This window comes from Microbulbifer sp. ABF4_148 (assembly GCF_056158985.1).
This window is the reverse complement of record NZ_JBSWUI010000001.1, coordinates 3,684,952-3,706,268: the sequence shown is the minus strand read 5'-3', so window position 1 is coordinate 3,706,268 and position 21,317 is coordinate 3,684,952. Positions and strand designations below refer to the sequence as shown.

General features: G+C 58.3%; 20 protein-coding genes, 1 other RNA gene and 1 riboswitch. Of the genes, 14 read left to right on the top strand and 7 right to left on the bottom strand.

From position 1 onward, the window contains the following. The first annotated feature begins 93 nt into the window (after nucleotides 1-93). From ACXAD0_RS16335 to ACXAD0_RS16320, 4 genes are all read left to right on the top strand, one after another. Nucleotides 94-720 carry a glutathione S-transferase N-terminal domain-containing protein gene (locus tag ACXAD0_RS16335; RefSeq protein ID WP_475089708.1) on the top strand — a complete coding sequence of 209 codons (627 nt, stop codon included), beginning with the start codon at nucleotides 94-96 and terminating at the stop codon, nucleotides 718-720. Nucleotides 721-743: 23 nt separating this feature from the next. After that, nucleotides 744-1,139, top strand: coding sequence for a ClpXP protease specificity-enhancing factor (locus ACXAD0_RS16330; protein WP_475089706.1), 396 nt, complete (start codon nucleotides 744-746; stop codon nucleotides 1,137-1,139). Nucleotides 1,140-1,239: 100 nt separating this feature from the next. After that, on the top strand, nucleotides 1,240-2,430 hold the full coding sequence (locus ACXAD0_RS16325; protein ID WP_475089705.1) for a GGDEF domain-containing protein: 1,191 nt from the start codon (nucleotides 1,240-1,242) through the stop codon (nucleotides 2,428-2,430). A gap of 103 nt (nucleotides 2,431-2,533) precedes the next feature. Further along, nucleotides 2,534-3,148, top strand: coding sequence for a Yip1 family protein (locus ACXAD0_RS16320; RefSeq protein WP_475089704.1), 615 nt, complete (start codon nucleotides 2,534-2,536; stop codon nucleotides 3,146-3,148). 84 nt (nucleotides 3,149-3,232) lie between these two features. On the opposite strand, the gene ACXAD0_RS16315 is transcribed toward ACXAD0_RS16320, so the two are convergent. Both ACXAD0_RS16315 and ACXAD0_RS16310 read right to left on the bottom strand, forming a co-directional pair. Continuing rightward, nucleotides 3,233-5,182, bottom strand: coding sequence for a M48 family metallopeptidase (locus tag ACXAD0_RS16315; protein ID WP_475089703.1), 1,950 nt, complete (start codon nucleotides 5,180-5,182; stop codon nucleotides 3,233-3,235). After that, nucleotides 5,183-5,779, bottom strand: coding sequence for a LemA family protein (locus ACXAD0_RS16310; protein WP_475089702.1), 597 nt, complete (start codon nucleotides 5,777-5,779; stop codon nucleotides 5,183-5,185). Between the two features lie 220 nt (nucleotides 5,780-5,999). Here ACXAD0_RS16310 and ACXAD0_RS16305 point away from each other — a divergent pair, with 220 nt between their 5' ends. Beyond that, nucleotides 6,000-7,178, top strand: a complete 1,179-nt coding sequence (locus tag ACXAD0_RS16305; RefSeq protein WP_475090411.1) for an acetyl-CoA C-acyltransferase — start codon at nucleotides 6,000-6,002, stop codon at nucleotides 7,176-7,178. An 88-nt stretch (nucleotides 7,179-7,266) separates the two neighbouring features. Here ACXAD0_RS16305 and ACXAD0_RS16300 read toward each other — a convergent pair whose 3' ends face one another. The 4 genes from ACXAD0_RS16300 to ACXAD0_RS16285 form a co-directional block, all read right to left on the bottom strand. Next, nucleotides 7,267-7,857 (bottom strand): BON domain-containing protein, encoded by a 591-nt coding sequence (locus ACXAD0_RS16300; protein ID WP_475089701.1) that lies wholly within the window; start codon nucleotides 7,855-7,857, stop codon nucleotides 7,267-7,269. A gap of 3 nt (nucleotides 7,858-7,860) precedes the next feature. Then, on the bottom strand, nucleotides 7,861-8,451 hold the full coding sequence (locus tag ACXAD0_RS16295) for an SIS domain-containing protein (RefSeq protein ID WP_475089700.1): 591 nt from the start codon (nucleotides 8,449-8,451) through the stop codon (nucleotides 7,861-7,863). 131 nt (nucleotides 8,452-8,582) lie between these two features. After that, a complete protein-coding gene (locus ACXAD0_RS16290; protein ID WP_475089699.1) occupies nucleotides 8,583-8,930 on the bottom strand; it encodes a YraN family protein in 348 nt (115 codons plus the stop codon). Between the two features lie 8 nt (nucleotides 8,931-8,938). Next, complete coding sequence (locus ACXAD0_RS16285; RefSeq protein ID WP_475089697.1) at nucleotides 8,939-10,858, bottom strand: penicillin-binding protein activator; 1,920 nt, start codon at nucleotides 10,856-10,858, stop codon at nucleotides 8,939-8,941. A gap of 35 nt (nucleotides 10,859-10,893) precedes the next feature. Here ACXAD0_RS16285 and rsmI point away from each other — a divergent pair, with 35 nt between their 5' ends. From rsmI to ACXAD0_RS16255, 6 genes are all read left to right on the top strand, one after another. Beyond that, nucleotides 10,894-11,733 carry a 16S rRNA (cytidine(1402)-2'-O)-methyltransferase gene (rsmI, locus tag ACXAD0_RS16280; RefSeq protein ID WP_475089696.1) on the top strand — a complete coding sequence of 280 codons (840 nt, stop codon included), beginning with the start codon at nucleotides 10,894-10,896 and terminating at the stop codon, nucleotides 11,731-11,733. A gap of 93 nt (nucleotides 11,734-11,826) precedes the next feature. Next, nucleotides 11,827-12,197, top strand: an RNA gene (rnpB, locus tag ACXAD0_RS16275) — RNase P RNA component class A. A gap of 77 nt (nucleotides 12,198-12,274) precedes the next feature. Further along, nucleotides 12,275-12,440: riboswitch (cobalamin riboswitch) on the top strand. Nucleotides 12,441-12,550: 110 nt separating this feature from the next. Beyond that, nucleotides 12,551-14,416: a TonB-dependent receptor plug domain-containing protein gene (locus ACXAD0_RS16270; protein WP_475089695.1), complete on the top strand. Its 1,866-nt coding sequence runs from the start codon at nucleotides 12,551-12,553 to the stop codon at nucleotides 14,414-14,416. A gap of 35 nt (nucleotides 14,417-14,451) precedes the next feature. After that, nucleotides 14,452-15,075 carry a cob(I)yrinic acid a,c-diamide adenosyltransferase gene (cobO, locus tag ACXAD0_RS16265; protein WP_475089694.1) on the top strand — a complete coding sequence of 208 codons (624 nt, stop codon included), beginning with the start codon at nucleotides 14,452-14,454 and terminating at the stop codon, nucleotides 15,073-15,075. 9 nt (nucleotides 15,076-15,084) lie between these two features. Then, nucleotides 15,085-16,620, top strand: a complete 1,536-nt coding sequence (locus ACXAD0_RS16260; RefSeq protein WP_475090409.1) for a cobyric acid synthase — start codon at nucleotides 15,085-15,087, stop codon at nucleotides 16,618-16,620. Between the two features lie 198 nt (nucleotides 16,621-16,818). Beyond that, nucleotides 16,819-18,234, top strand: coding sequence for an MFS transporter (locus tag ACXAD0_RS16255; protein ID WP_475089693.1), 1,416 nt, complete (start codon nucleotides 16,819-16,821; stop codon nucleotides 18,232-18,234). A gap of 64 nt (nucleotides 18,235-18,298) precedes the next feature. On the opposite strand, the gene ACXAD0_RS16250 is transcribed toward ACXAD0_RS16255, so the two are convergent. Next, a complete protein-coding gene (locus ACXAD0_RS16250) occupies nucleotides 18,299-19,090 on the bottom strand; it encodes a thioredoxin family protein (protein ID WP_475089692.1) in 792 nt (263 codons plus the stop codon). 539 nt (nucleotides 19,091-19,629) lie between these two features. Between ACXAD0_RS16250 and mraZ the strand changes: the two genes are divergently transcribed. The 3 genes from mraZ to ftsL are packed head-to-tail and all read left to right on the top strand — an operon-like array spanning nucleotide 19,630 to nucleotide 21,298. After that, nucleotides 19,630-20,073: a division/cell wall cluster transcriptional repressor MraZ gene (gene mraZ, locus ACXAD0_RS16245; protein ID WP_475089691.1), complete on the top strand. Its 444-nt coding sequence runs from the start codon at nucleotides 19,630-19,632 to the stop codon at nucleotides 20,071-20,073. Nucleotides 20,074-20,099: 26 nt separating this feature from the next. Next, on the top strand, nucleotides 20,100-21,026 hold the full coding sequence (rsmH, locus tag ACXAD0_RS16240) for a 16S rRNA (cytosine(1402)-N(4))-methyltransferase RsmH (RefSeq protein WP_475089690.1): 927 nt from the start codon (nucleotides 20,100-20,102) through the stop codon (nucleotides 21,024-21,026). Then, a complete protein-coding gene (gene ftsL / locus ACXAD0_RS16235; protein ID WP_475089688.1) occupies nucleotides 21,023-21,298 on the top strand; it encodes a cell division protein FtsL in 276 nt (91 codons plus the stop codon). The genes rsmH and ftsL overlap by 4 nt, the downstream gene beginning before the upstream one ends. Nucleotides 21,299-21,317 lie beyond the last annotated feature (19 nt).

Here is a 21,317-nt window from a genome sequence, read left to right as displayed (position 1 = left end):
ATCGAGATGGGCGGTGGGGTTTCTCTGCCGCCCATTACTTTTTCTGAATTGATGGCTGGCGCAATGCTGGCAACTAGTTTGAGGTAGTTTCACATGGGTGTGCCGACGAACAAGCGCTCCTCAATGACCTTCTTCTCCGATGGTCGTAGTCACCTGAGTCACCGTGTGCGGATCGTACTGGCGGAGAAAGGTGTTTCCGTAGAAATCATTGACGTCGACCCGGATGACAAGCCCGCGGAGCTTGCCGACCTCAACCCCTACAATTCCCTGCCAACTCTGGTGGACCGTGATCTGGTGCTGTTTGAAACCAAGGTCATGATGGAGTATCTGGATGAGCGTTTCCCGCATCCGCCGCTTCTGCCGGTGTACCCGGTAGCTCGCGCGCAGAGCCGCCAGATCATGCATCGTATCGAGCGCGACTGGTGTCCGCTGGTCGACAAGATTCTTGCAGGCGGTAAAGACGTGGCGGCAGCACGCAAGGATCTGCGTGACAGTTTCGTCGGCATTGCGCCAATGTTTACGGATTTGCCTTACTTCTTTAACGAAGAGTTCTCGCTGGTAGATTGCTGTATGGCGCCGTTGTTGTGGCGCTTGGAGCAGTTCGAGATCAGCCTGCCGAAAACCAAACAAGCCAAGCCGCTGCTGGATTACATGGATCGCCTGTTTACTCGCGAAGCCTTCCAGCAGAGTTTGACCGAGTACGAACGCGAAATGCGTTGAGGTGACCGTTGACTAAGCCGGCCATGACTTCCAGTCGCCCCTACCTGTTAAGGGCGTTCTACGAGTGGATCAGCGACAATCGCTGCACGCCCTATATTCTGGTGGATACTCATTTGCCGGGTGTGCTGGTGCCCCAGCAGCATGTCAATGAAGATGGCCAGATCGTGCTGAATATTTCTGAGTCAGCCGTTGTGGGATTGCAGATGGATAACTATGCCATCCGCTTCAACGCCCGCTTCGGTGGCGTGCCGACGGATATCCAGGTTCCTGTTGGCGCCGTTGTGGGTATTTATGCGCGTGAAAATGGTCAGGGAATGGTTTTTGAGGCAGAGGAAACTCCCGAGCCACCAGACCCCACTCCGCCGATCAGTCTCGGTAAGAAATCTGCGAAAAAACCCTCGCTACGTGTCGTTAAATAGTGACCTCTCCCCGGGCGTGCGCGTGACGCCCTGTCCGGGGAGTGTTGTCTCCTGTTGTTCCTTTCTGGCCGATTGCGCCTAGTTGCAAGCACTCCCCGGTATGCGCGCAATTCCCCCCTGGTTGAGAAATTTTTTGCTGCCGTTGCTGGCCTGTTTGATCGCGGCTGAGATGAGCCTGGGGTTGGTCCGCGCGCCTTTTCCCGGTAGTGACAGTTTCGCGGCGCTGTCATTGTTGGCCGCACTGTGCCTTGGGCTGTACTTCAAAGCCAGTCGTATTGCCCTGACCGCGGTGGCAGTGGCAGCAGGTTTTGGATTGCTGACCTATCTTTCTCCACCCAACCTCGAGTGGTATCAGTCATTTGGTAGCGCGCTCGCGCTGGTGATGATTGCCGCCGTCAATACCACGGCTGATCGAAGTCTGTTCACCGGAGCTGGCGCATTGACTGTGCTGTTCATATGCGGTGCTTTCGGGCTGCTGGCTTGGGGAGAGCAGCATTGGGCTGGGCCTGCGGTGTATGTGAACTTACCTCCGCTTGGATCGCTGAGCCTGACTGAAGATTGGTCCGTTCGGCTGGACGAGCTGCTCATGGGGCTGGGCGTTTTGTGGTCTGCGCATATTGCGTGGAGTCGCAGTGATGTCATCAGTGCTGGCTTGTTGGGCTGTTGCGTACTGCTGCTGGGGTTTGCTTTTGGCCACCTGTCTGCGCTACTGACCGCGAATATCCTGGGTGGGTTGCTATTTATGCTCGGGTTAAGCGCGGCTTACGATCTCGCGTTTATTGATGAGTTGACGGGGATCCCTTCCAGGCGGGCATACAGTCGACATTTGCTGACACTCGGAAGGCGATTTTCGATGGCGGTTGTCGACATCGATCACTTCAAACGGCTCAACGACCGGTATGGGCATCCTGTGGGCGACCAGGCGCTGCGCATGGTGGCGGCCAGAATTCATCGTGTTGCGGTTAGTGCCGGCGCGCGGGCTTTTCGATACGGCGGAGAAGAATTTGTCGTGGTCGCGAGTGGGCGCAGAGCGGACCGTTTGCCCGAGGCGATGGAGCGCTTGCGCCGCGACATCGCCTCCGGACCACTGACGCTGCGCGACACGCAGCGATCCGGCAGGGCGTTGCGCGGTGCAGGCAAGCGCAAGCAGTCTGTCGGGGTCACCGTCAGCGTGGGTATCGCGCAGCGCTCATCCGCCCGTAAGAATGCGCCGGGAGTGCTCGCAGCGGCAGACAAAGCGTTGTACCAGGCCAAGCGTGCAGGGCGAAATCGCGTCGTCAGCGCGGGCTAAGATCAATTTAGACGCAAAATTTGGCGTCTTATTTCGGTTTGGCATTGGTTATTGAGCGCGTTGCCCCCGATACTGCTAGCAGTACAGTGAAGGGAGATATCGCGTGCGAATTTTGAGTCATACCCTCGGAATCCTGACTAACCCTGACAAGGAGTGGGAAGCCATCCGTGCTGACAAACACTCTTTCGCTCAGGTGTTTCTCAGCCACGTGCCGTTTCTGGCGCTGATCCCCACGCTGAGCCTGTATTTTGGTGTCACGCGAGTGGGCTTCGCAGTCGGCGATAATGTAGCCAAATTGACCCCCACCAGTGCCGGCGCACTGGCAGTCGTCACCTACGTATCACTACTTATTGGCGTCTATTTATTCGGTGAATTTATCAACTGGATGGCGAAGACCTACAAGGTCGAAGGGGATGACGACACGCGCCATTACGAAGGGACCGCGCTGGCAGTTTTTGTCACCACGCCAATTTTCCTGGTGGGCTTTATCGGGCTGTATCCGAATCTCTGGTTGAACGCGGCAGTGACGATGCTGGCGGCGTGTTACTCGATTTATCTCGTGTTCGAAGGGATTCCGATCCTGATGAATATGAACAAAGAGCGCGCTTTTATGTACGCCGTATCGGTGGTGACCGTTGGTCTCGTGTTATTGGTGACCGTCAGGATTGGTTCGGTGATTCTCTGGAGTATGGGCATAGGGCCGGTATACCAGAGTTAATAACGCAAACCCGTTTTGCGATACAAAAAAGGCCGGCTAAATAGCCGGCCTTTTTTGTATCGCGCGTGTGGCTTTCTGTCGCCATCAGCCGGTCACGGCGTCAGCCTCCGGCTCCCCGACGCTGGTGCCACTGGCAGCAGTGCCCGATGGAATTGGTGGCATCGGGCAGTCGAGGCAGTCAGCGATTGCACGCAGGAGCTCAAGCTCCTCTGCCTCGATGACGCCATCATGTGCCATGGTTGCTGCCATCGCCTTCAGCAGCGCGGGTTTCTGTAGAGGCTGCAGGGACGCGGCGACGGCTGTCGCCTTGTCCATCCTCGGCAGGGTGACTTCAGTCTGCGAGGGTAGGGGGACTTTGCCTAGATTGGCTTTTGCCAGACCGGCTTCAAACGCTTGATTCGCTGCCAGATATTCCCGGTTGCCGGCATAGGCCATGGCGGCCAACAATAAGGCAATCGCACTATCTCGCGCGCTCTTGCGGTAAGCATTGACCTGGCGGTGGTCCCGGGGCTCCAGCGCGTGCATGAGAACCCGATACAAAGACCATTCCCAGATCTCCACTGTGCCACTACAGCGCAGCAGTTTGATGAGGTTGCGTTTGAACACCTGATATTGCTGTGTCGCCAGGGATTTCAGCGCGGGCACACAAAGATCGATGAGTGCCAGTCGTGCCGCTCGTGGCATCCCCGCGAAATGAGGTTCAAGTCTCGTCATCTCTCGAATGACACCCGGGTGGGCATTCGCCTGGAGGAGCTCACGTTGTGCGAGTCGCTGGCTTTTGCTGGCATCGAGCAGCAGGCTATAGACGATTGCGCGGGCAGAAAACGGATCGTGCGCGGCCTCCCTCAGGGGGGCGGGTACGGCGGTCAGTAGCTTGCGTCCACAAGCGATGTGTTTCCTGTCTGGACTGGCGATACTGTTGTCCACGTGCGCTATCACATCGTCCAGGGTAGAGCCGCCAACGATACCTATGACCTGCTCTGCGGCAGCGTGCGCCATGCCGGGCTGCGCTGTGGACAGGCGCTCGGGGGTGGGGAAATAGCCGTTCCAATCCGGATCCAGTCGGCGGATGCGCTGATCGAGTGGTGGATGTGTGGCAAACAGATTGGTGAATGACTTGCGCAGGCCGCTAGCGAAGTACATGTGGCTGAATTCGGATGCCTGGGGCGCATGAAACGAGGAGCCGTAGGCGTGGCCGCCGATCTTCTTGAGTGCCCCGGCGATCCCGGATTGATCACGGGTGAACTGCACGGCCGAGGCATCCGCCAGATACTCCCGTTGACGGCTAACGGCAGACTTGATCAGGTTGCCAAAAAATGTACCGGTATAGCCCAATACCATCAGCCCGCCGCCGATGCCGAGCAGAGCGGCCCTGCCGCGGTTATCTCGTCCACTGCTGAACTGGCTGCCGCGCAGCAGCCAGTAGCCGATCATGCCGATAATCAGGATGCCATGGAGGAGGCCGACAATGCGGATATTGAGGCGCATGTCGCCGTTGAATATATGGCTGAACTCATGTGCGACAACCCCTTGCAGCTCGTCGCGCGTCAGGTGCTCGACCGCGCCGCGAGTCAGCCCGACAACGGCATCGCTGGAGTGGTAGCCTGCGGCAAAAGCATTGATGGCGTCGTCTTCGATCAGATACACATCGGGTACCGGCGTACCCGAGGCAATTGCCATTTCCTCCACCACGTTGAGAGCGCGTTCTTCTGCGGCACTCTGGGGTGACAGGTTGATTTTGCGCCCACCGAGAGACTCGGCGACGACACGGCCGCCTGCAGACAGCTGGTTGAGCTTGTAAAGGCTGCCCAGCGCGATCGTACCGACGATGGCGCCGGCGATCGTGGCGATGGTGTCCCAGCCCAGCAGTGTGCCAATGGCGGCAACGTCAAAGGGCTGTCCTGACGAGTAGGCCGTCAACAATCCGGCCAGCAGCACAGTGACGATAACGAGCAGGCAGATGGCGAAAGCGAAGAGTCCTACCAGCGCCGCACTGTTTCGGCGGGCCTTGTCCTGATACTCGAAAAAGTTCATTTAAAACTCTACGCGAGGCGCAGACTGGATAATTTCGGAATCTGCGAATTCGAGCAGCTTGCCGTGGTCCCGGTGACCAAAGAACCCGGCAAAGAAGACCGGCGGGAAGCTCTGCTTGTAAATGTTGTACGCCATCACCGAGTCATTGAACGCCTGGCGGGCAAAGGCCACCTTGTTTTCTGTGCTGGTCAGCTCTTCGGTCAGCTGCATCATATTCTGGTTGGCTTTCAGATCCGGATAAGCCTCCATGACGACATTGAGGCGACCCAGCGCGCTGCTCAGCAGTCCCTCGGCCTTGCCCAAATCTTCAATGGCACCCGCATTTCCCGGATTCGCCGCGGCATTGCGCAGTCCACTGAGTGCCGAATTACGTGCTGAAATGACGGACTCCAGAGTTTCCCGTTCATGTTTCAGGTAGCCTCGGGCAGTTTCCACCAGATTGGGGATCAGGTCGTAACGGCGTTTTAGTTGTACCTCAATTTGTGCAAACGCGTTCTCATAGCGATTCTTCAGAGAGACGAGCTTGTTGTAGATGCCTACGACGTAGAACAACGCTGCGGCAATGGCGATCAGCCAAATGATGCTGGAGACTTCCATTCGATACTCCTGTTCCGATGCTTATTGTTGATTTCCATGCCTTGGATAGTAGCACGTCATCATCAAATAAAAATTATCACCGGAATATCGCTCCGCATTCCCACGACCAAGGGGGGATGGAAGTTGCCGCCGGAGGATTATTATAATGAGCCCCAAATTTGTACTGGCCCCCACCCGAGGTAGCCAGGTAACTGATAGTGGAGCACCGAGAATGAGCGATGTGAAAGATCCAGTGGTGATTGTTGGTATGGCCCGTACCCCAATGGGGGCGATGCAGGGAGCACTTTCGTCTATGCCTGCTCCGGACCTGGGCGCGGTGGCGATTCGTGCAGCACTGGAAGACGCCGGTGTTTCCGCTGAGGATGTCAATGAAGTGCTGATGGGGTGCGTATTGCCCGCCGGTGTTGGCCAGGCGCCGGCAAGACAGGCTGCGATTGGCGCAGGGGTGCCCTTGGGTACGCCGACCGCGACCGTCAATAAGGTCTGCGGGTCAGGTATGAAGACCATGATGATGGCGAGGGATGCGCTCCTTGCGGGCGACGTCGATGTGGTGGTCGCCGGCGGTATGGAGAGCATGAGCAACGCACCGTATATGCTGCCAAAAGCCCGCAGTGGCATGCGTCTGGGACACGGCAAGACCCTCGACCATATGTTCACTGATGGCCTGGAAAATGCCTACGACGGCCAGCTGATGGGCAACTTCGCTGAATGCACGGCCGACAAGTACGCCTTCACCCGCGAAGAGCAGGATAACTTTGCCCTGGAATCACTGGCGCGTGCCAGCAAGGCCATTGAGGAGGGCGCTTTTGCCCGTGAGATTGCCCCGGTCACTATCTCGAGCCGTCGCGGTGATCAGGTGGTGGATACCGACGAAGGGCCCGGCAGTGCGCGCCCTGACAAGATTCCCCAGCTCAAACCCGCTTTTCGCAAAGACGGTACCGTTACCGCGGCCAACGCCAGCTCCATCTCTGATGGCGCGGCGGCGCTGGTTCTGATGCGCGAAAGTGAAGCGAAGGCCCGCGGTCTCGAGCCGTTGGCGTTTTTGCGCGGGCAGACCCAGTTCGCGCATGAGCCGGAGTGGTTTACTACGGCCCCGGTAGGCGCGATGCAGAAGCTGCTCGAGCGTACCGGCTGGAGCGTGGACGATGTAGATCTGTTCGAGATCAATGAGGCGTTCGCGGTGGTCACGATGGCAGCGATGCGCGAGCTGGGTCTGCCGCACGAGAAGGTCAACGTCAATGGTGGGGCCTGCGCGTTGGGGCATCCGCTGGGCGCCAGCGGAGCCCGGATTATCGTTACCCTGCTCGGCGCCTTGCAGCGTCGCGGCCTGAAAAAAGGCGTGGCCAGCCTGTGTATTGGTGGCGGCGAGGCTACCGCGGTGGCGCTGGAACTGGCGTAGTGCCGATGCCCAGCTGTGGCAACTGCTGAATAAAAAACGGAGGCAATGCCTCCGTTTTTTTATGCCATGAGAAAGGGCGATGTCAGCTTCAGTCGATGTACTCGACAGCCTTGACCACTTTCTGAACTCCGCCGATGCTGCGCGTGGCATCCGCTGCACGCTCTGCCTCTCCGCGGGTCAGCAGGCCCATCAGGTAGACCACACCATTTTCCGTCACCACATTGATTCGACCGCTGTCGATCTCTTTGTTGGCCATCAGGGTCGTACGTACTTTCGTGCTCAACCAGGCATCACTGCTGCTCGCCAGCAGGGTGACATTGCCACGCACCTGAATTTCGTTGTACACCTGGCGCACATTCAACACGTTTTGGGCAGTGCGACCTGCGAGCAGGCGCAGATCATTGTCGGTGACCTGCCCGGTTAGCAGCACAACACCGTTAAACACGTTGACATTGATATTGGCCGCCTTCAGGTCGGGGTGCGCCTTATTGATATTTACCTTGGTGACTGTCTCGATTTTCTGATCATCGATATAAGTACCAAAGCTGCGCTTGCCGGGGTCCTGTTGAATCGGGCCGTCAGATGTAGCTTCCATGACTGTGGCACAGCCAGAAAGAGCGAAGACCGCTGTAAACAGGGCGCTGATTGCCCAGCGCGTTTTCAGTTGGCTTGTTTTCATCAGTTATTCCTCGTAACCGCCAAACAGACTGCTGTCTATCAGGTCGCAAAGACAAAAAATGGTCAGCATATGGACCTGGTGCACCTCTGCTGCGACTTCAGATGGCACACGGAGTTCAATATCGTGGGTATCGAGCAGGGCTGCGCAATCACCACCGTCTCCACCGGTGAGTGCCAGGATGCCCATATCGCGATCTCGCGCAGCGCGCATTGCCTGCACCAGATTGGAGTCGTTGCCGTCGTTGGAGACAATTACCAGCAGGTCTCCCGGTTGCCCGAGTGCACGCACAGAGCGCGCAAATGACTCGGCCCGGCCGTGATTGCGTGCAACGGTGCTGAGCGAAACGGCATCACCATTGATGGCGATGGCGGGCAGCCCGGGTCGCTCTCGTTCAAAACCGCCCACCAGTTGGGCGCAAAAACTCTGGGCGAGAGCACCGCTGACGCCATTGCCACACAGGAGTAACTTGTTTTCACCCAGCAGGGAGTGCACCACCATTTCACTGGCTTCGGCAATCAGGGGGGCCAGAATCTCACCGGCGTTCATGGTGGCTTCGAGGCTGCGGTGAAACAGGGTAACTACACGTTGCTCCATGAATCCTTTGTTCCATTGGCGTTCATCTGCGGTGGGAGAGGCAGAATGAACAAAGTCGATTTTCCGTCATTATGTATTGTTGCGGCGCCAATGTCCCGACGTAAGTCGTACTCAGTGCCTGAGCAAACAGGTCAGCAGAAGGCGTCGCGAATCCAGGTGATATTGTCCGGGGTGCCATCAATGGCGATCACGTCAAAGCGACACGGACAGTCCAGCTTGCGCTGCAGGAGGTAAGTCTCGGCCGTACGCTGCAGCTTTCGTTGCTTGCGGAAATCCACGGAAGCACCGGCACCGCCAAATTGGCTGTTGCGACGGTAGCGGACCTCGACAAATACCAGCACATCCCCGTGTTGGACGATCAGATCGATCTCGCCAAAACGGCTACGGTAGTTGCGTTCGAGAAGTTGGCAGCCGACTGCCTGCAGGTAGTCGGCTGCGGCTTGCTCCATCTTCTGGCCGGTCTCTCCCGTGACCGCCACAGCAGGCCCTAGAGCGCCTGCTCGACGGCGCCTGCCGGGCGTTCCTGCGAAACGATCGCTGGAGCCGGCACGCTGGTGACCGGGCGCGGAGTGCCCTGCTCGATCTGCGCCCAGATCTGCTCGCGGATGATGCGGCCATCGGGGCTGAGGCTCAGGGCGCCGGTCAGGCCATAGACCTTTTGCTGCGGAAACTGGCGCAGCATGGGCAAGCGCGGATACAGGCGGAAAGCGTCGGCGCCCAGGGCGTAGAGGCGGCTGAAGGCCGCACTCGGTGCCGCCATTTTTTCGATCGCTACCTTGGTTTCGTTGCTGCGCTCGAACAGCCATGGCAATGCTGTAAAGCGAACCCCGTTCAGATCCCCGTCCCGGCGCGGGTTAATCCGTCCCTCGAAGATATGTGAGGCGGCAAAGACGGGCAGGTCAGCGGCGTAGAAGTAGGTCATCATCGGGTTGATCTGGCGGGCCTGTTGCGGCTTGGCCAGCAGGAACACCATATCCACATCGCCGCGACGGCGGGGGGTGAATTCCAGTGAGGAGGCGATCTTGCGGCGCAGCGTGGCCTCGCGGGCCTTGCTGTCAGAAATCAGCAGAGCCTCACTCATCAACTGCGAGAAATTACTGCGGTCCTGGAAGGTCTGTTTTTTGCTGACCTTACCGCCAAGCTGTTCCCACTCTTCCTGGAAAGCCTCCGCACCGCGCTGGCCCCAGCCCGTGTTTGCGGCAATCACCATCGCCTGGCGATGGCCCTGGCGGTAGGCGTAGCGAGCGACCTGGCGGGCTTCATCTTCGACCGCGAGGCCGAATTGCACCAGATCATTGGTCAGTCGGCCCTGATCTCCGTAGTTCAGTGCGAGGGTTGGGACAGGCAGTTTTTCGGTGGCGAGCAGGTTTGCGACTTTCGACTTGTCCAGGGGGCCCACAATCATCTGGGCTCCACCGTCCACTGCGGCCTGGTAAATCTCCTCGAAAGACTGGTCGCCGGCGGTGTCGAACACCTGCACACGTGGCGTCGGAGCACCCGCCTGCAATGACGTGTAGTAGGCGGCCATAAAGCCATCGTGGATGGCGCGGCCGGCGGACCCCAGCGGGCCGGAAAGCGGCAGCAATAAAGCAACGCTGTCTGCGCGCTGCGTCGCCAGCTGTTCCAGCAGACGCAGGGCCTGCGGGGGGTTCATACCGGCGGTGTGGTTTGGCCAGGCCTGGCGCCAGCGCGCCAGGTCGGTCAGCTGTGAGCTGAGGTCACTCTGGGTGTTGCGCCCCACCATGGCCAGTTCATACCAGCCGCGCATGGTTGAATCGGCGGTTTCATCGGCGCGCAGCTGCAGCTCGCCAGACGGTAGCTGGGTCAGCAACTGCCACAGGCCATCGTTATTCGCATTCACCGCAGACTCGTTTACAGCCAGGCTTGAAATGACCTTGCGCTCCTGAATGGCACTGTCGAGATCGCCCAACAGGCCCCAGAGGTCGGCGCGCAGCTCGCGCAGTGGCAGCGCGGTATCGTCACCCAGCTGCAGCCAGCTGCCCTCGATGCGTTCGTCGGTGGCCAGGTCCAGGGCCTGGAAGAATTCGTCTTCGGCGACCAGCAGGCTGCCATAGACTTGTGCATAGCGCGCATACTGAATATCGCTCAGTTGCTCGGGAGATACGCCGGTAATGGCTGTCTTGGCGGTCGCATTATCGCCCAGTCCGTATAGAATGGCGGCCGCCTCGAGTTGTCTCTGGTCCCGCTCCGGCGAGGGCAGGGCAGTCGCGCTTTGCAGCATGGCCATCGCGGTGCCGCGGTCCGCGGACTGCGCCGCGACCGGACTGGCGGGCAGCTGGGCGCCCGGTTTGGAAGCGGGGGGCTGGCACCCGGCGATGCTGATGGCCAGCAGGCCAGTGGCAAGTCGCAGGGCTACCGTTTTTGAGCGCCGAACAGAGGCGAGCATACATTTCTCCCGAAAACTGATATCTGGAGTGCGCTATGGGGCCGGATCCGGCGCTTTACGTGGTCGCAACACCCATCGGAAATCTGGCCGATATGGTACCGCGAGCGATCGAAGTTCTACAATGCGCCGATGTGGTCGCGGCAGAAGACACGCGTCACAGTCAGCGCCTTTTTTCCCATTTCAGCATCGATACGCCGCTGATTGCCTACCATGACCACTCAGACGACCAGCGCACGGCCCGTATCCTCGAACGGCTCGAAGCCGGGCAGACGGTCGCGCTCATCTCCGATGCGGGCACACCACTGATCTCCGATCCGGGTTATCGACTGGTCCGGGAAGCCCGGTCACGCGGTTTCAGGGTGGTGCCGGTGCCCGGGGCCTGTGCCTTTGTGGCGGCATTAAGTGCGGCGGGTTTGCCTTCTGATCGCTTTTCCTTTGAAGGGTTCCTGCCCTCCAAGGCCGGTGCACGTGAGCGGGCCCTGCAGGATCTTGCCGGCGAGACCCGCACCCTGGTGTTCTACGAGGCCCCACACCGTGTGGCCGATACCCTCACCGCTATGGCAGAGGTCTTCGGTGCCGCCCGTGAGGCGGCCATCGCCAGGGAGCTGACCAAAGCCTTCGAGACCATCCACATGGCGCCGCTGGGCGAGCTGTCAGAATGGGTCCGTGCCGACAGTAACCAGCAGCGCGGCGAAATTGTACTGATGGTGCGGGGGGCAGATCCGCGCCCTGCCGGGGCACTGGATAGTGAGGCCGAGAGGATCATGCGCCTGCTGATGGCAGAGTTACCGCCAAAACGCGCCGCCGCGATTGCCGCAGAGATCACTGGCGTGAACAAGAAAGTCCTCTACAACTGGGGTCTGGAGCAGAAGTGACACTGGGCGGTCACTGAAATACCAAAAAATAGCGTATTGAATCTGGGGCTGGGATGCCTTGCATTCCCCGGGGCAGGTCATTAGGCTTGCCGCCGAGCTGGCCGGGCAATCGCTGTTTCCTTTCGGGGAGATGGAGGAAAGTCCGGGCTCCATAGGGTGGAACGCCAGGTAACGCCTGGGGGGCGCGAGCCTACGGAAAGTGCAGCAGAGAGTAGACCGCCGATGGCTTCCCTGGATTTCGGTCTGGGGCAGCACAGGTAAGGGTGAAAGGGTGCGGTAAGAGCGCACCGCGCGGCTGGTAACAGTCCGCGGCACGGTAAACCCCGTTCGGAGCAAGACCAAATAGGCCCTCTACAGGTGTGACCCGCACTGAGGGCGGGTAGGTCGCTTGAGGTGTCTGGTGACAGGCATCCCAGATGAATGATTGTCCTCGACAGAACCCGGCTTACAGGCCAGCTCATCATTTTCTAAACAAGGGCGCTATACAGCGCCCTTGTGCATTTTTGACTGGTCAGTTTGACAAGTCACTACTGACTCCTTAGAGTCCCCGCCCGTCCCAGGTGCCTGCCGCGCTTCGAGCGCTGGGTAGGTTAAAAGGGAAGTGAGGTACGCCGGCCCGACTTCGGAGCCGCGCCAAGCCTACGCTGCCCCCGCAACGGTATGCAGATTCCTGCGAGCCCGATACCTGCCTGGAACACGCAACGATGGAGCGGAGGGCTTCATGTAAGGTTGCCCGGTGCTCCGAGCGGTTCGGCGGTGTGCCGCGTTCCCTGATCCCCTCCCTCAGTCGCCATTACTTCGGCAATTGAGGATTACAATGCGTATTCAATTCCCCCTGACCGCACTGGCGTTGGCCTGTGCACCGGTTGCCCTTGCGCAACCTGAAACCGAATCTGGCAACAAGCTGGAACAGATTGTTGTCACTTCCTCCCGAATAGAGATGCCCCTGCGTTACGTGGCCACTTCTGTGTCCGTCATAACTGCGGAAGAGATCGAGGCCCGTGGCTTTACCACCATTCAGGAAGTGCTGCGCAGCCAGCCTGGTGTTGCGATCAGTAGCAACGGCGGACTGGGTGCGACGTCGGCGTTGCGTATCCGCGGCGAAGATGGCTTCCGCACCCGCGCCTATCTCGATGGGATTTCTCTCGACGATACTTCCGGGCCGCAGGCCGCCCCACGCTTCGAGCACCTGCTGAGCAGCGGCATCGCCCGCGCTGAAATCCTGCGTGGCCCCCAGGGGTTGATGTACGGCGCGGATGCCGGCGGTGTGGTTAGCCTGACGACCGCTTCTGCCGCAGAGCGCTTTGCCGGACAGCTACATGCGGAAGGCGGACAGTTCGGGACCCGTCAACTCGGCAGCAACCTGAGCGGTACCAGCGGACCGGTAGACTGGGTCGTGCTGGCTAGCGACGTCGAGACGGATGGCTATAACGCACGCTCAACCGATAGCGTTGCAGCGGACGACGATGGCTACCGCAACACCAGCCTGCACACCAAGCTGGGCTGGCAGGCCGGCGACAAGTTGCGCTTTGAATGGGTGGGTCGCGATGTGCAGTCCAGCAGTGATTACGATGGGTGCTACACCGCGGCGTTCTCTCCCAGCAATGAATGTCGCAGCGACTTCGACCAGCGTATCTGGCGCTTGTCGGCAGAGTACGGCAGCGGTGCCTGGCAGCATCGTTTGAGTGTGGCCGATAACCAGACGGATCGACAGGCTTACACCGAGAGCTCCCCAACCTTTGGCAGTGAAGGCGAACAAACCCGCTGGACCTATGTGGGTGATTTCAACGCACTGGAAAGCGCCACCAATACCTTGCGTTTTGTGTATGGCGCTGAGTCATTGACCGAGTCGTTCGATGATGGGAGTGGTGGACGCGAGCGGGATCAGTTAGCCGGCTTTGCCGAGGTGCAGGCGGGCACCGGCAATCTGTTCGTTACCCTGGGGGCTCGTCAGGATGACAACGATGACTTTGGCCAGTACAGCACTTTCCGGGTCAGTGCGGCGTATCGCATTCCCGTTGCCGGCGGCGAATGGAAACTGAAGAGCAGTTACGGTACCGGCTTCCGTGCCCCCAGTTTGTATGAGGAAGCTTACAATGCAGGCCCGTACGCCTGGGGTGAGGCGCTCACCACCGATCTGAAGGAAGAGCAAAGCAAGGGCTATGATCTCGGCGCGGCGCTGGCGCTGGACAGTGGCCTCTACCTGGAAGCTACGTATTTTGACCAGGTGATCGATAACGAGATCTTTTACGACCTGGTGGCTTATACCGGTTACCTGCAGAGCAGTGGGCGCAGTGAGTCCACCGGCGTTGAACTGACCGCAGAGCTGCCGGTGAGTGACAGTCTGTCGTTGACTGCCAACTACACCTACAACGATGCGAAGACCCGCGAAGATGGCCCGCGTGCCCGCCGTCCTGAGCACCTCGCCAATATCGGTGTGGTGTGGATGCAGGCACAGTGGCGAGTCGGTGCCCACCTGCGTGGCTCGTTTGATGCAGTGGATACTGACGGTACCGCGCTGGACGACTATCAAGTGCTGGATATCAATGGCAGCTACGATCTGCGTGATAACCTGCAGTTGTTTGCCAGGGTGGAGAACCTGCTGGGTGAGGCATTCGAAGAGGTGCCCACCTATTACGCCCCGGATACGGCAGCCTATGCCGGCGTCCGTTACCAGTTCTAACTGTTGATCTGCATCTAACCTGAAGGAGTGTGCCTGTGACGCAAAAGTCTGACGAAACACAACGCAAGGATGAGCGTCACAAGGCCGCGATGGTCAAACAGAAGGAAAAGGTGGATGCCAATATTGCTGCCGCGAGTGAAGAGCGGGGTGTGGCTGTTCTGATCACCGGCAATGGCAAGGGTAAAACCAGCTCGGCGTTTGGCATGGTGATACGTGCGCTGGGGTACGGCCAGAAGGTCGGCGTGGTGCAGTTCATTAAAGGAGTGCAGTTATCCGGTGAAGAGCTGTATTTGCGCGATCATTGTCCGCAGGTCGAGTTTCACCAGATGGGCACCGGGTTTACCTGGAATACCCAGGATCGCACCGGCGATATTGCCGCTGCCGAGCGCACCTGGGCACTGGCTGCGCCGATGCTGGAAAATCCCGAGATTGACCTGGTGGTGTTGGACGAGTTGACCTATATGCTCGGCTACGATTACCTCTCCAGGCCAATGGTGCTTGAGGCCATAGCCAACCGTCCGCGAGAGCAGAGCGTCGTAGTCACAGGCCGCGGTGGCGGCAGTGAGCTGCAGGCAGTGATGGATACGGTATCGGAAGTGAAAGATATCAAGCATGCGTTCAAGGCGGGTATCAAGGCACGCCGCGGTGTGGATTACTAAACGTTTGTGATGGCTCCTGTAATCCCGCCAAATGAGGCAGCCACAGCACTGATGGTGCAGGGCACCACATCCGATGCCGGTAAAACGGTTTTGGTGGCGGGCCTGTGTCGTTTGCTGGCACGCCGTGGTGTCAGGGTTGCTCCCTTCAAACCGCAGAACATGGCCCTCAATAGCGCAGTAACATCCGATGGTGGCGAAATTGGCCGGGCCCAGGCCCTGCAGGCGCAGGCTGCTGGCATTGTGTCGCATACGGATATGAATCCAGTGCTGCTAAAGCCTAATACCGATACTGCGGCACAAATCATTATTCACGGTGTTGCCCGGCATGAAATGGATGCGCGGGATTACCACCAGTACAAAACCACCGCCATGGCGGCGGTCATGGAGTCCTGGCGCAGGCTTCAGGATCAATACGAGGTATTGCTGGTGGAGGGCGCCGGCAGTCCTGCCGAGATCAATCTGCGCGACCGCGATATCGCCAATATGGGCTTTGCCGAAGCCGCCGATGTGCCCGTGGTTATTGTGGCGGACATTGACCGCGGTGGGGTGTTCGCGCATCTCGTCGGAACGCTCGAATTATTGTCTCCGTCCGAGCAGGCGCGTGTGCGCGGGTTTGTGATCAACCGGTTTCGCGGAGATATCAGCCTGCTGCAGCCCGGACTCGACTGGTTAGAAGAACGTACCGGTAAGCCTGTGCTCGGTGTATTGCCCTACCTGCATAACCTGCAGCTCGATGCGGAAGACGCGATTGCCGTCGAGCAGTCTCTGTTGGATTCTGGTGAGCGCCTGAAGGTGGTGGTGCCGGTATATCCGCGGATATCGAACCACACCGACTTCGATGCATTGCGACTGCATCCCCAGGTGGATTTGCAGCTGATAGGCCCGCACCAGAAAATACCGCCGGCCGACCTGATAATTTTACCGGGCTCCAAGAGCGTTCGTACTGACCTCGACTGGTTGCGCGAGCAGGGCTGGGAGCAGTCCATCCAGCGCCACTTGCGTTTTGGTGGCAAGGTGCTGGGTATTTGTGGCGGCCTGCAAATGCTGGGTGAGACGGTCGCGGACCCGATGGGGGTCGAAGGTAAGCCAGGCGTCTCTACTGGTCTCGGATTGTTGCCGTTGGCTACCGAATTGCACGCGGAGAAGCATTTGCACAATGTACAGGGGGTGCTCTCCAGTGCTTTCCCTGATGGAAGCGCTGGTAAGGAAATGGTGGCCGTTGCGGGATATGAGATTCATTGTGGGGAAACCCGTGCAACCGACGCTGTCCGCACACTGGTCACACTGGAAGACGGGCGTTCAGACGGGTATTTCAGCGTAGATGGCCAGGTCGCCGCCACTTACCTCCACGGAATACTCGACTCACCGCAAGCCTGTGTGGCGGTACTGCGCTGGGCGGGATTGGAAAATGCACAGCCGATCGACCGCGACCTATTGCGTGAACAGGAGCTCGAGCGATTGGCCGACTGTCTCGAAGCGCATCTTGATATTGGGACCCTGTTTGCCCACTCCGCTGCGCTCCACGAGAAAACGAATTCCGCTTAACACTCACCGTCGTCGCATTCACCTGTGCGTCGATCGGTATTTCTGGTCGATGCGCCTCGCTCTTGGCTGCTGACGCCCAGGCCTTGCCGGTGGGTAAAACCATCGCTGTCGGTGTCCCCGCAAGTTTTCCAGATTGAGCCAGACTGAGAGATCGACAGTAGATCTGCTGGTCCCCCCGGCTCATTTCAGGGAACTCCAATGGCGGCAAAAAAAATCCCGTTAACCGAAGCCCAGTATCTGGGCCTGTTGGCGCTCACCTTTGCGATTTTCCTGGTCGCCAATGATTTCACCGCTTTTTCGGTGGCCTTGCCTGCCATGGAGAAAGAATTTCAATCTGATATCACCACTACCCAGTGGGTCATCAATGGCTATTCGCTGGTATTTGGCATCCTGATTGTGTCCGGTGGACGGCTCGCAGACATGTTTGGCCGGCGGCGCATATTTTTTATCGGCACGACCATCTTCGTGGTCTTTTCGGTGCTCGGCGGGCTGGCTGTCGATATGAACATGCTGCTGGCCTGCCGGGCATTGATGGGTATTGGCGCGGCGATGATGTGGCCGTCGATTCTGGGCATGACTTACGCCATCATGCCGGACGACCGGGCCGGTCTCGCCGGAGGGCTGATCATGGCCGTGGCGGGCTTTGGCAACTCGGTAGGTCCGCTACTGGGTGGTGTACTCACCGACCTGTTGAGCTGGCGTTGGATTTTCTTCCTCAACTTACCCATCGCGGCGCTGGCAATGTTTGTGTGCTGGAGGGTGGTTGAAAATGACAAGCCGGAGAATCGTAAAGAGCGTATTGATTATGTGGGGGTGACTTGTCTTTCCCTGAGTCTTTTCGGCCTGCTACTGGCGTTGGACCTTGTGGTTGATCTCGGCTTCAAGAGCCCGATTATTGCTGCGCTATTGGGCGGGTTTCTGGTGTTTATGATCGGCTTTGTATGGAATGAGCGACGCGTCGGCTTTGGCGCACTCATCCCCAAAGATGTCGCGGAGAATCGAAAGTTTTTTGCGGCGGGTCTCACCACGCTGCTGATGTCGGTGGTTTTCTTTGCCGCACTGCTGTATCTGCCACAATTTTTCACCAAGGTGCTGGGCTACTCGGCGATGCGCGCGGGGGCCGGATTGCTGCCGATGATGGTGACTTTTTGCCTCGTCTCTTTTGTGTCCGGCTACCTGTATGAAAAACTCGGGGCAAAAACTATCGTCACAGTGGGCGCGGCTTGTCTGGCGATCGGTATGTATATGTTGTCGCATCTGCACAAGGACACCGGCTACAGTGCGTTAGTACCAGGCATGATGGTGTTGGGCGCGGGCATTGGGATTTTCTACTCCTCGATCACGACGGCCGCGATTACCGTAGTAGACCCCAGTCGGGCGAGTCTGGCCGGCGCCATCCTTTATATGTTTCAGATTGCCGGAGGTGCGATCGGACTGGGCATGAATACAACGATCGTGGCCATGTCGTCTGATCTGACATCTGGTATCGATCGGGCATTTACGGTGAATGCCTATCTGGCGTTGGCGGGTGTGATTGTGAGTGTGCTGTTTGTTACCGGAAAGCCAGTGGATGCTGCCGACGCGGAAGTTCTGGGGTCAGAGGACGACCCCTGAATCCGGCCGGCACGTAACTTGGGTTCTCCTCTTGGCAGGCAAGTTTGGCGTGCCTTGTGATCGCTCATTCCTGCTTGGTTTTTTCCCAGTCAAATGCTGCGTACACCGGCAGCTCTAGCTGAATGTCTTTCTCACCTTGTGCTGCCTTCTCGCGAACCTCCCGGCGAAGTCGCTCCAGATCACGCGGAAGCTGGGCACGCATATCGCGTAACTGGTTCCAGTAGTGGTCAAAGTGCTCTGGGGTCTCGCCTTTCTTGTAAGCGGCGAGCATCGGGCCGACAACGGCGAAGCCGGCATAGATACGCTTGGCCTGGGCCCGTTCAAACTGGTCCAGCTTCTCCATGGCGGCCAGCAATGCGGGGTTGTCCGTGGATTCGGCGACCGGATGTGGGGGCAGGGCCGCCAGCTGCTCGATAATCTCCTCACTCTTCATGTTGGCGGCGTTCGCCCAGATATACAGATTGTCCCGGTTGAGAAGCTGTTGGCTCTCGGGGTCAATGGCCAGCAGGGTAGGGGTGCCGAAGATCACGGGCAGGCCAAAACGCTGATTCACGTCGAAATTGCTATTCAGGTAGGCCACATCCACAAACAGGAGTTCGAAATCGCGGGCGATCTGCTCGGCGATTTTTGGGCTTTGGAATTGTGAGGCCAGGGCACGGCTGTCATGGCACCAGTTTGCCCCCATAACGATGAGAGCGCGCTTGTTGGCCTGTCGCGCGGCATCGAGTGTGGCGTTCACCGATGCGGTCGTATCGGACAAAGGTTGAAATACCTCTCCGCCCTTGTCCGCGGCGGTTACGCCTGAGGCGAGTCCAGTGGCCAAGAAGAAAACGATGATCTGAAGGCATTTTTTCATGCGAGCTGTCCTGATTCGCGGTGGACCCGGGGGTTGGCTGGCGCTCAGTATGCCTCGAGTGCTGCGGAAGCACTATTTTCCTTTGTTGCTTTTCGCGCCAGCCGGCCGCATCCAGCCCGGCAGTTCGCCGATCTGGGGTGTCGTTCGATGCTGGTGACCGGATTGGGAAAAATTCAGTTAGTGGGTGCTAACTTTATTGTGTGTGAAGGGGGTGGCAGAAAAACTTAAAGTAAAACCTTAGGATTAATAAGTAAGTGTTTGCTTATTGGTGCAATTGTAATCAGCTTTTCTTCAGGCACTAATGTGCTCCCTTCCTGCAGCCCCCGTGGTTACTCACTTTTCTCCTGAAATGCCCTGCCTATTTCCTTGACTTTGCGCAGTCCAGATTTATAGTGTCGGCGGTGGAAAAAAGTGGAATTTTGTGGGGTTTGGTGGTTTATTTGATGAAGTGAGTGGGTATTTACACCGCTCCGTTGAAAATCGTGCAATAAATCATCAGGTTTGGCGCAAAAAGCATTGCGCATCGAATTGGGACGATCGTGTATCTAGGTAGCCACGCAATCAATATGGACGCCAAGGGGCGTCTGGCGATTCCGGCGCGAGTAAGAGACTCGCTGCTGGAAGATTGCAGTGGGCGCCTGGTTGTTACTGCGCATACGGAAGAGCGCTGCCTGCTGGTCTACCCGGAACCCCAGTGGCAGGAGGTCCTGCCCAAGATCGAAGGGTTATCCAACTTTAATAAAAAGGCGCGTCGAGCCCAGCGATTACTCATCGGTTATGCCTGTGAATTGCAGGTCGATGGAAATGGCCGGGTGCTGATCCCGCCGACGCTGCGCGAGTACGCAGGGTTGGAGAAGAAATTGATGTTGGTTGGGCAAGGTAAAAAGCTCGAGCTGTGGAGCGAAGATCGTTGGATGGATTGGCTCGACAGTAGTGATGAAGATGGCGAAATGCCGGAGGAAATGGCGTCGCTTTCCCTTTAACAGTGTTTTGATTGGAGATGACCCGGGTGTCTCAGGAATTGCATCGCAGTGTGTTGTTAAGCGAAGCCGTGGACGCCCTGGTAACGGATCCCGGTGGCTTTTATATCGACGGCACTTTTGGTCGTGGTGGTCACAGCGCGGCCATTCTCGAAAAGCTGAGTGAAAACGGCCGATTGATGGGGATCGATAAAGATCCGCAGGCGATTGCGTTTGCCAAAGAACGTTTTGGCGACGAGTCGCGTTTTCAGATATGGCACGGTTCCTTTGCCGATATGGGCGAGGCCGCCGCGACAGAAAAAGGCCGTGTGACGGGTGTTCTGCTGGACCTGGGGGTTTCTTCCCCTCAGTTGGATCAGGCTGAGCGCGGATTCAGCTTTATGCAGGATGGGCCGCTGGACATGAGGATGGATACCTCGCGCGGTATCAACGCGGCGGATTGGGTGAACAGCGCCAGTGAAGAAGAGATGGCGCAGGTCTTCCGGGATTATGGCGAGGAGCGGTTTGCCCGGCGAATGGCAGCGGCCATTGCCCGGCGCAGGGTGGATGAACCCTTTGTGCGCACTCTGGATCTTGCGGAAGTGGTAAAAGCGGCGAATCCCGCGTGGGAAAAGGGAAAGCACCCTGCCACCCGGGTATTCCAGGCCATCAGGATTCACATCAATGCTGAACTGGCTGATCTGGAGAAAGCCCTGGAGCAGGCGCTGGAGTTGCTCGCTGTTGGTGGCAGGTTGGTCATCATCAGCTTTCACTCTTTGGAAGACCGGATGGTGAAGCGCTGGATCCGCGATAAAGAGCGCGGTCCGAAATTACCCAAGGGTTTGCCGGTGATGGAGCGTGAAATTCACAAGCCTTTGCGGGCGCTGGGTAAGGCCGTCAAGGCGGAGGCGCAGGAAGTCGGGGAAAACGTGCGCTCCCGCAGCGCGGTGATGCGCGTGGCAGAGAAACTGGGATGAGTGCACGTCAGTGGTTGGCTGTTTCGATGCTCTGGCTGGGGGCGCTCGCTTCAGCGCTGGGTGTGGTCTACACGACCCAGCGCAATCGTGCATTGACCGCCGAATTGGTCGGTGCCCAGAAAGCACGAGATGAGCTGCGCTTCGAACAGGAAAGGCTTTTGCTCGAGCGTGGTGCCTGGTCGGCCTACAGCCGGATCGAGCAGGTTGCGCATGAAGATTTGAAGATGCGAGCTCCAACCGCCAAAGAGCGGGTGCTCGTTTCTGCCGAGTAAATTTTTACTACAACGAAAA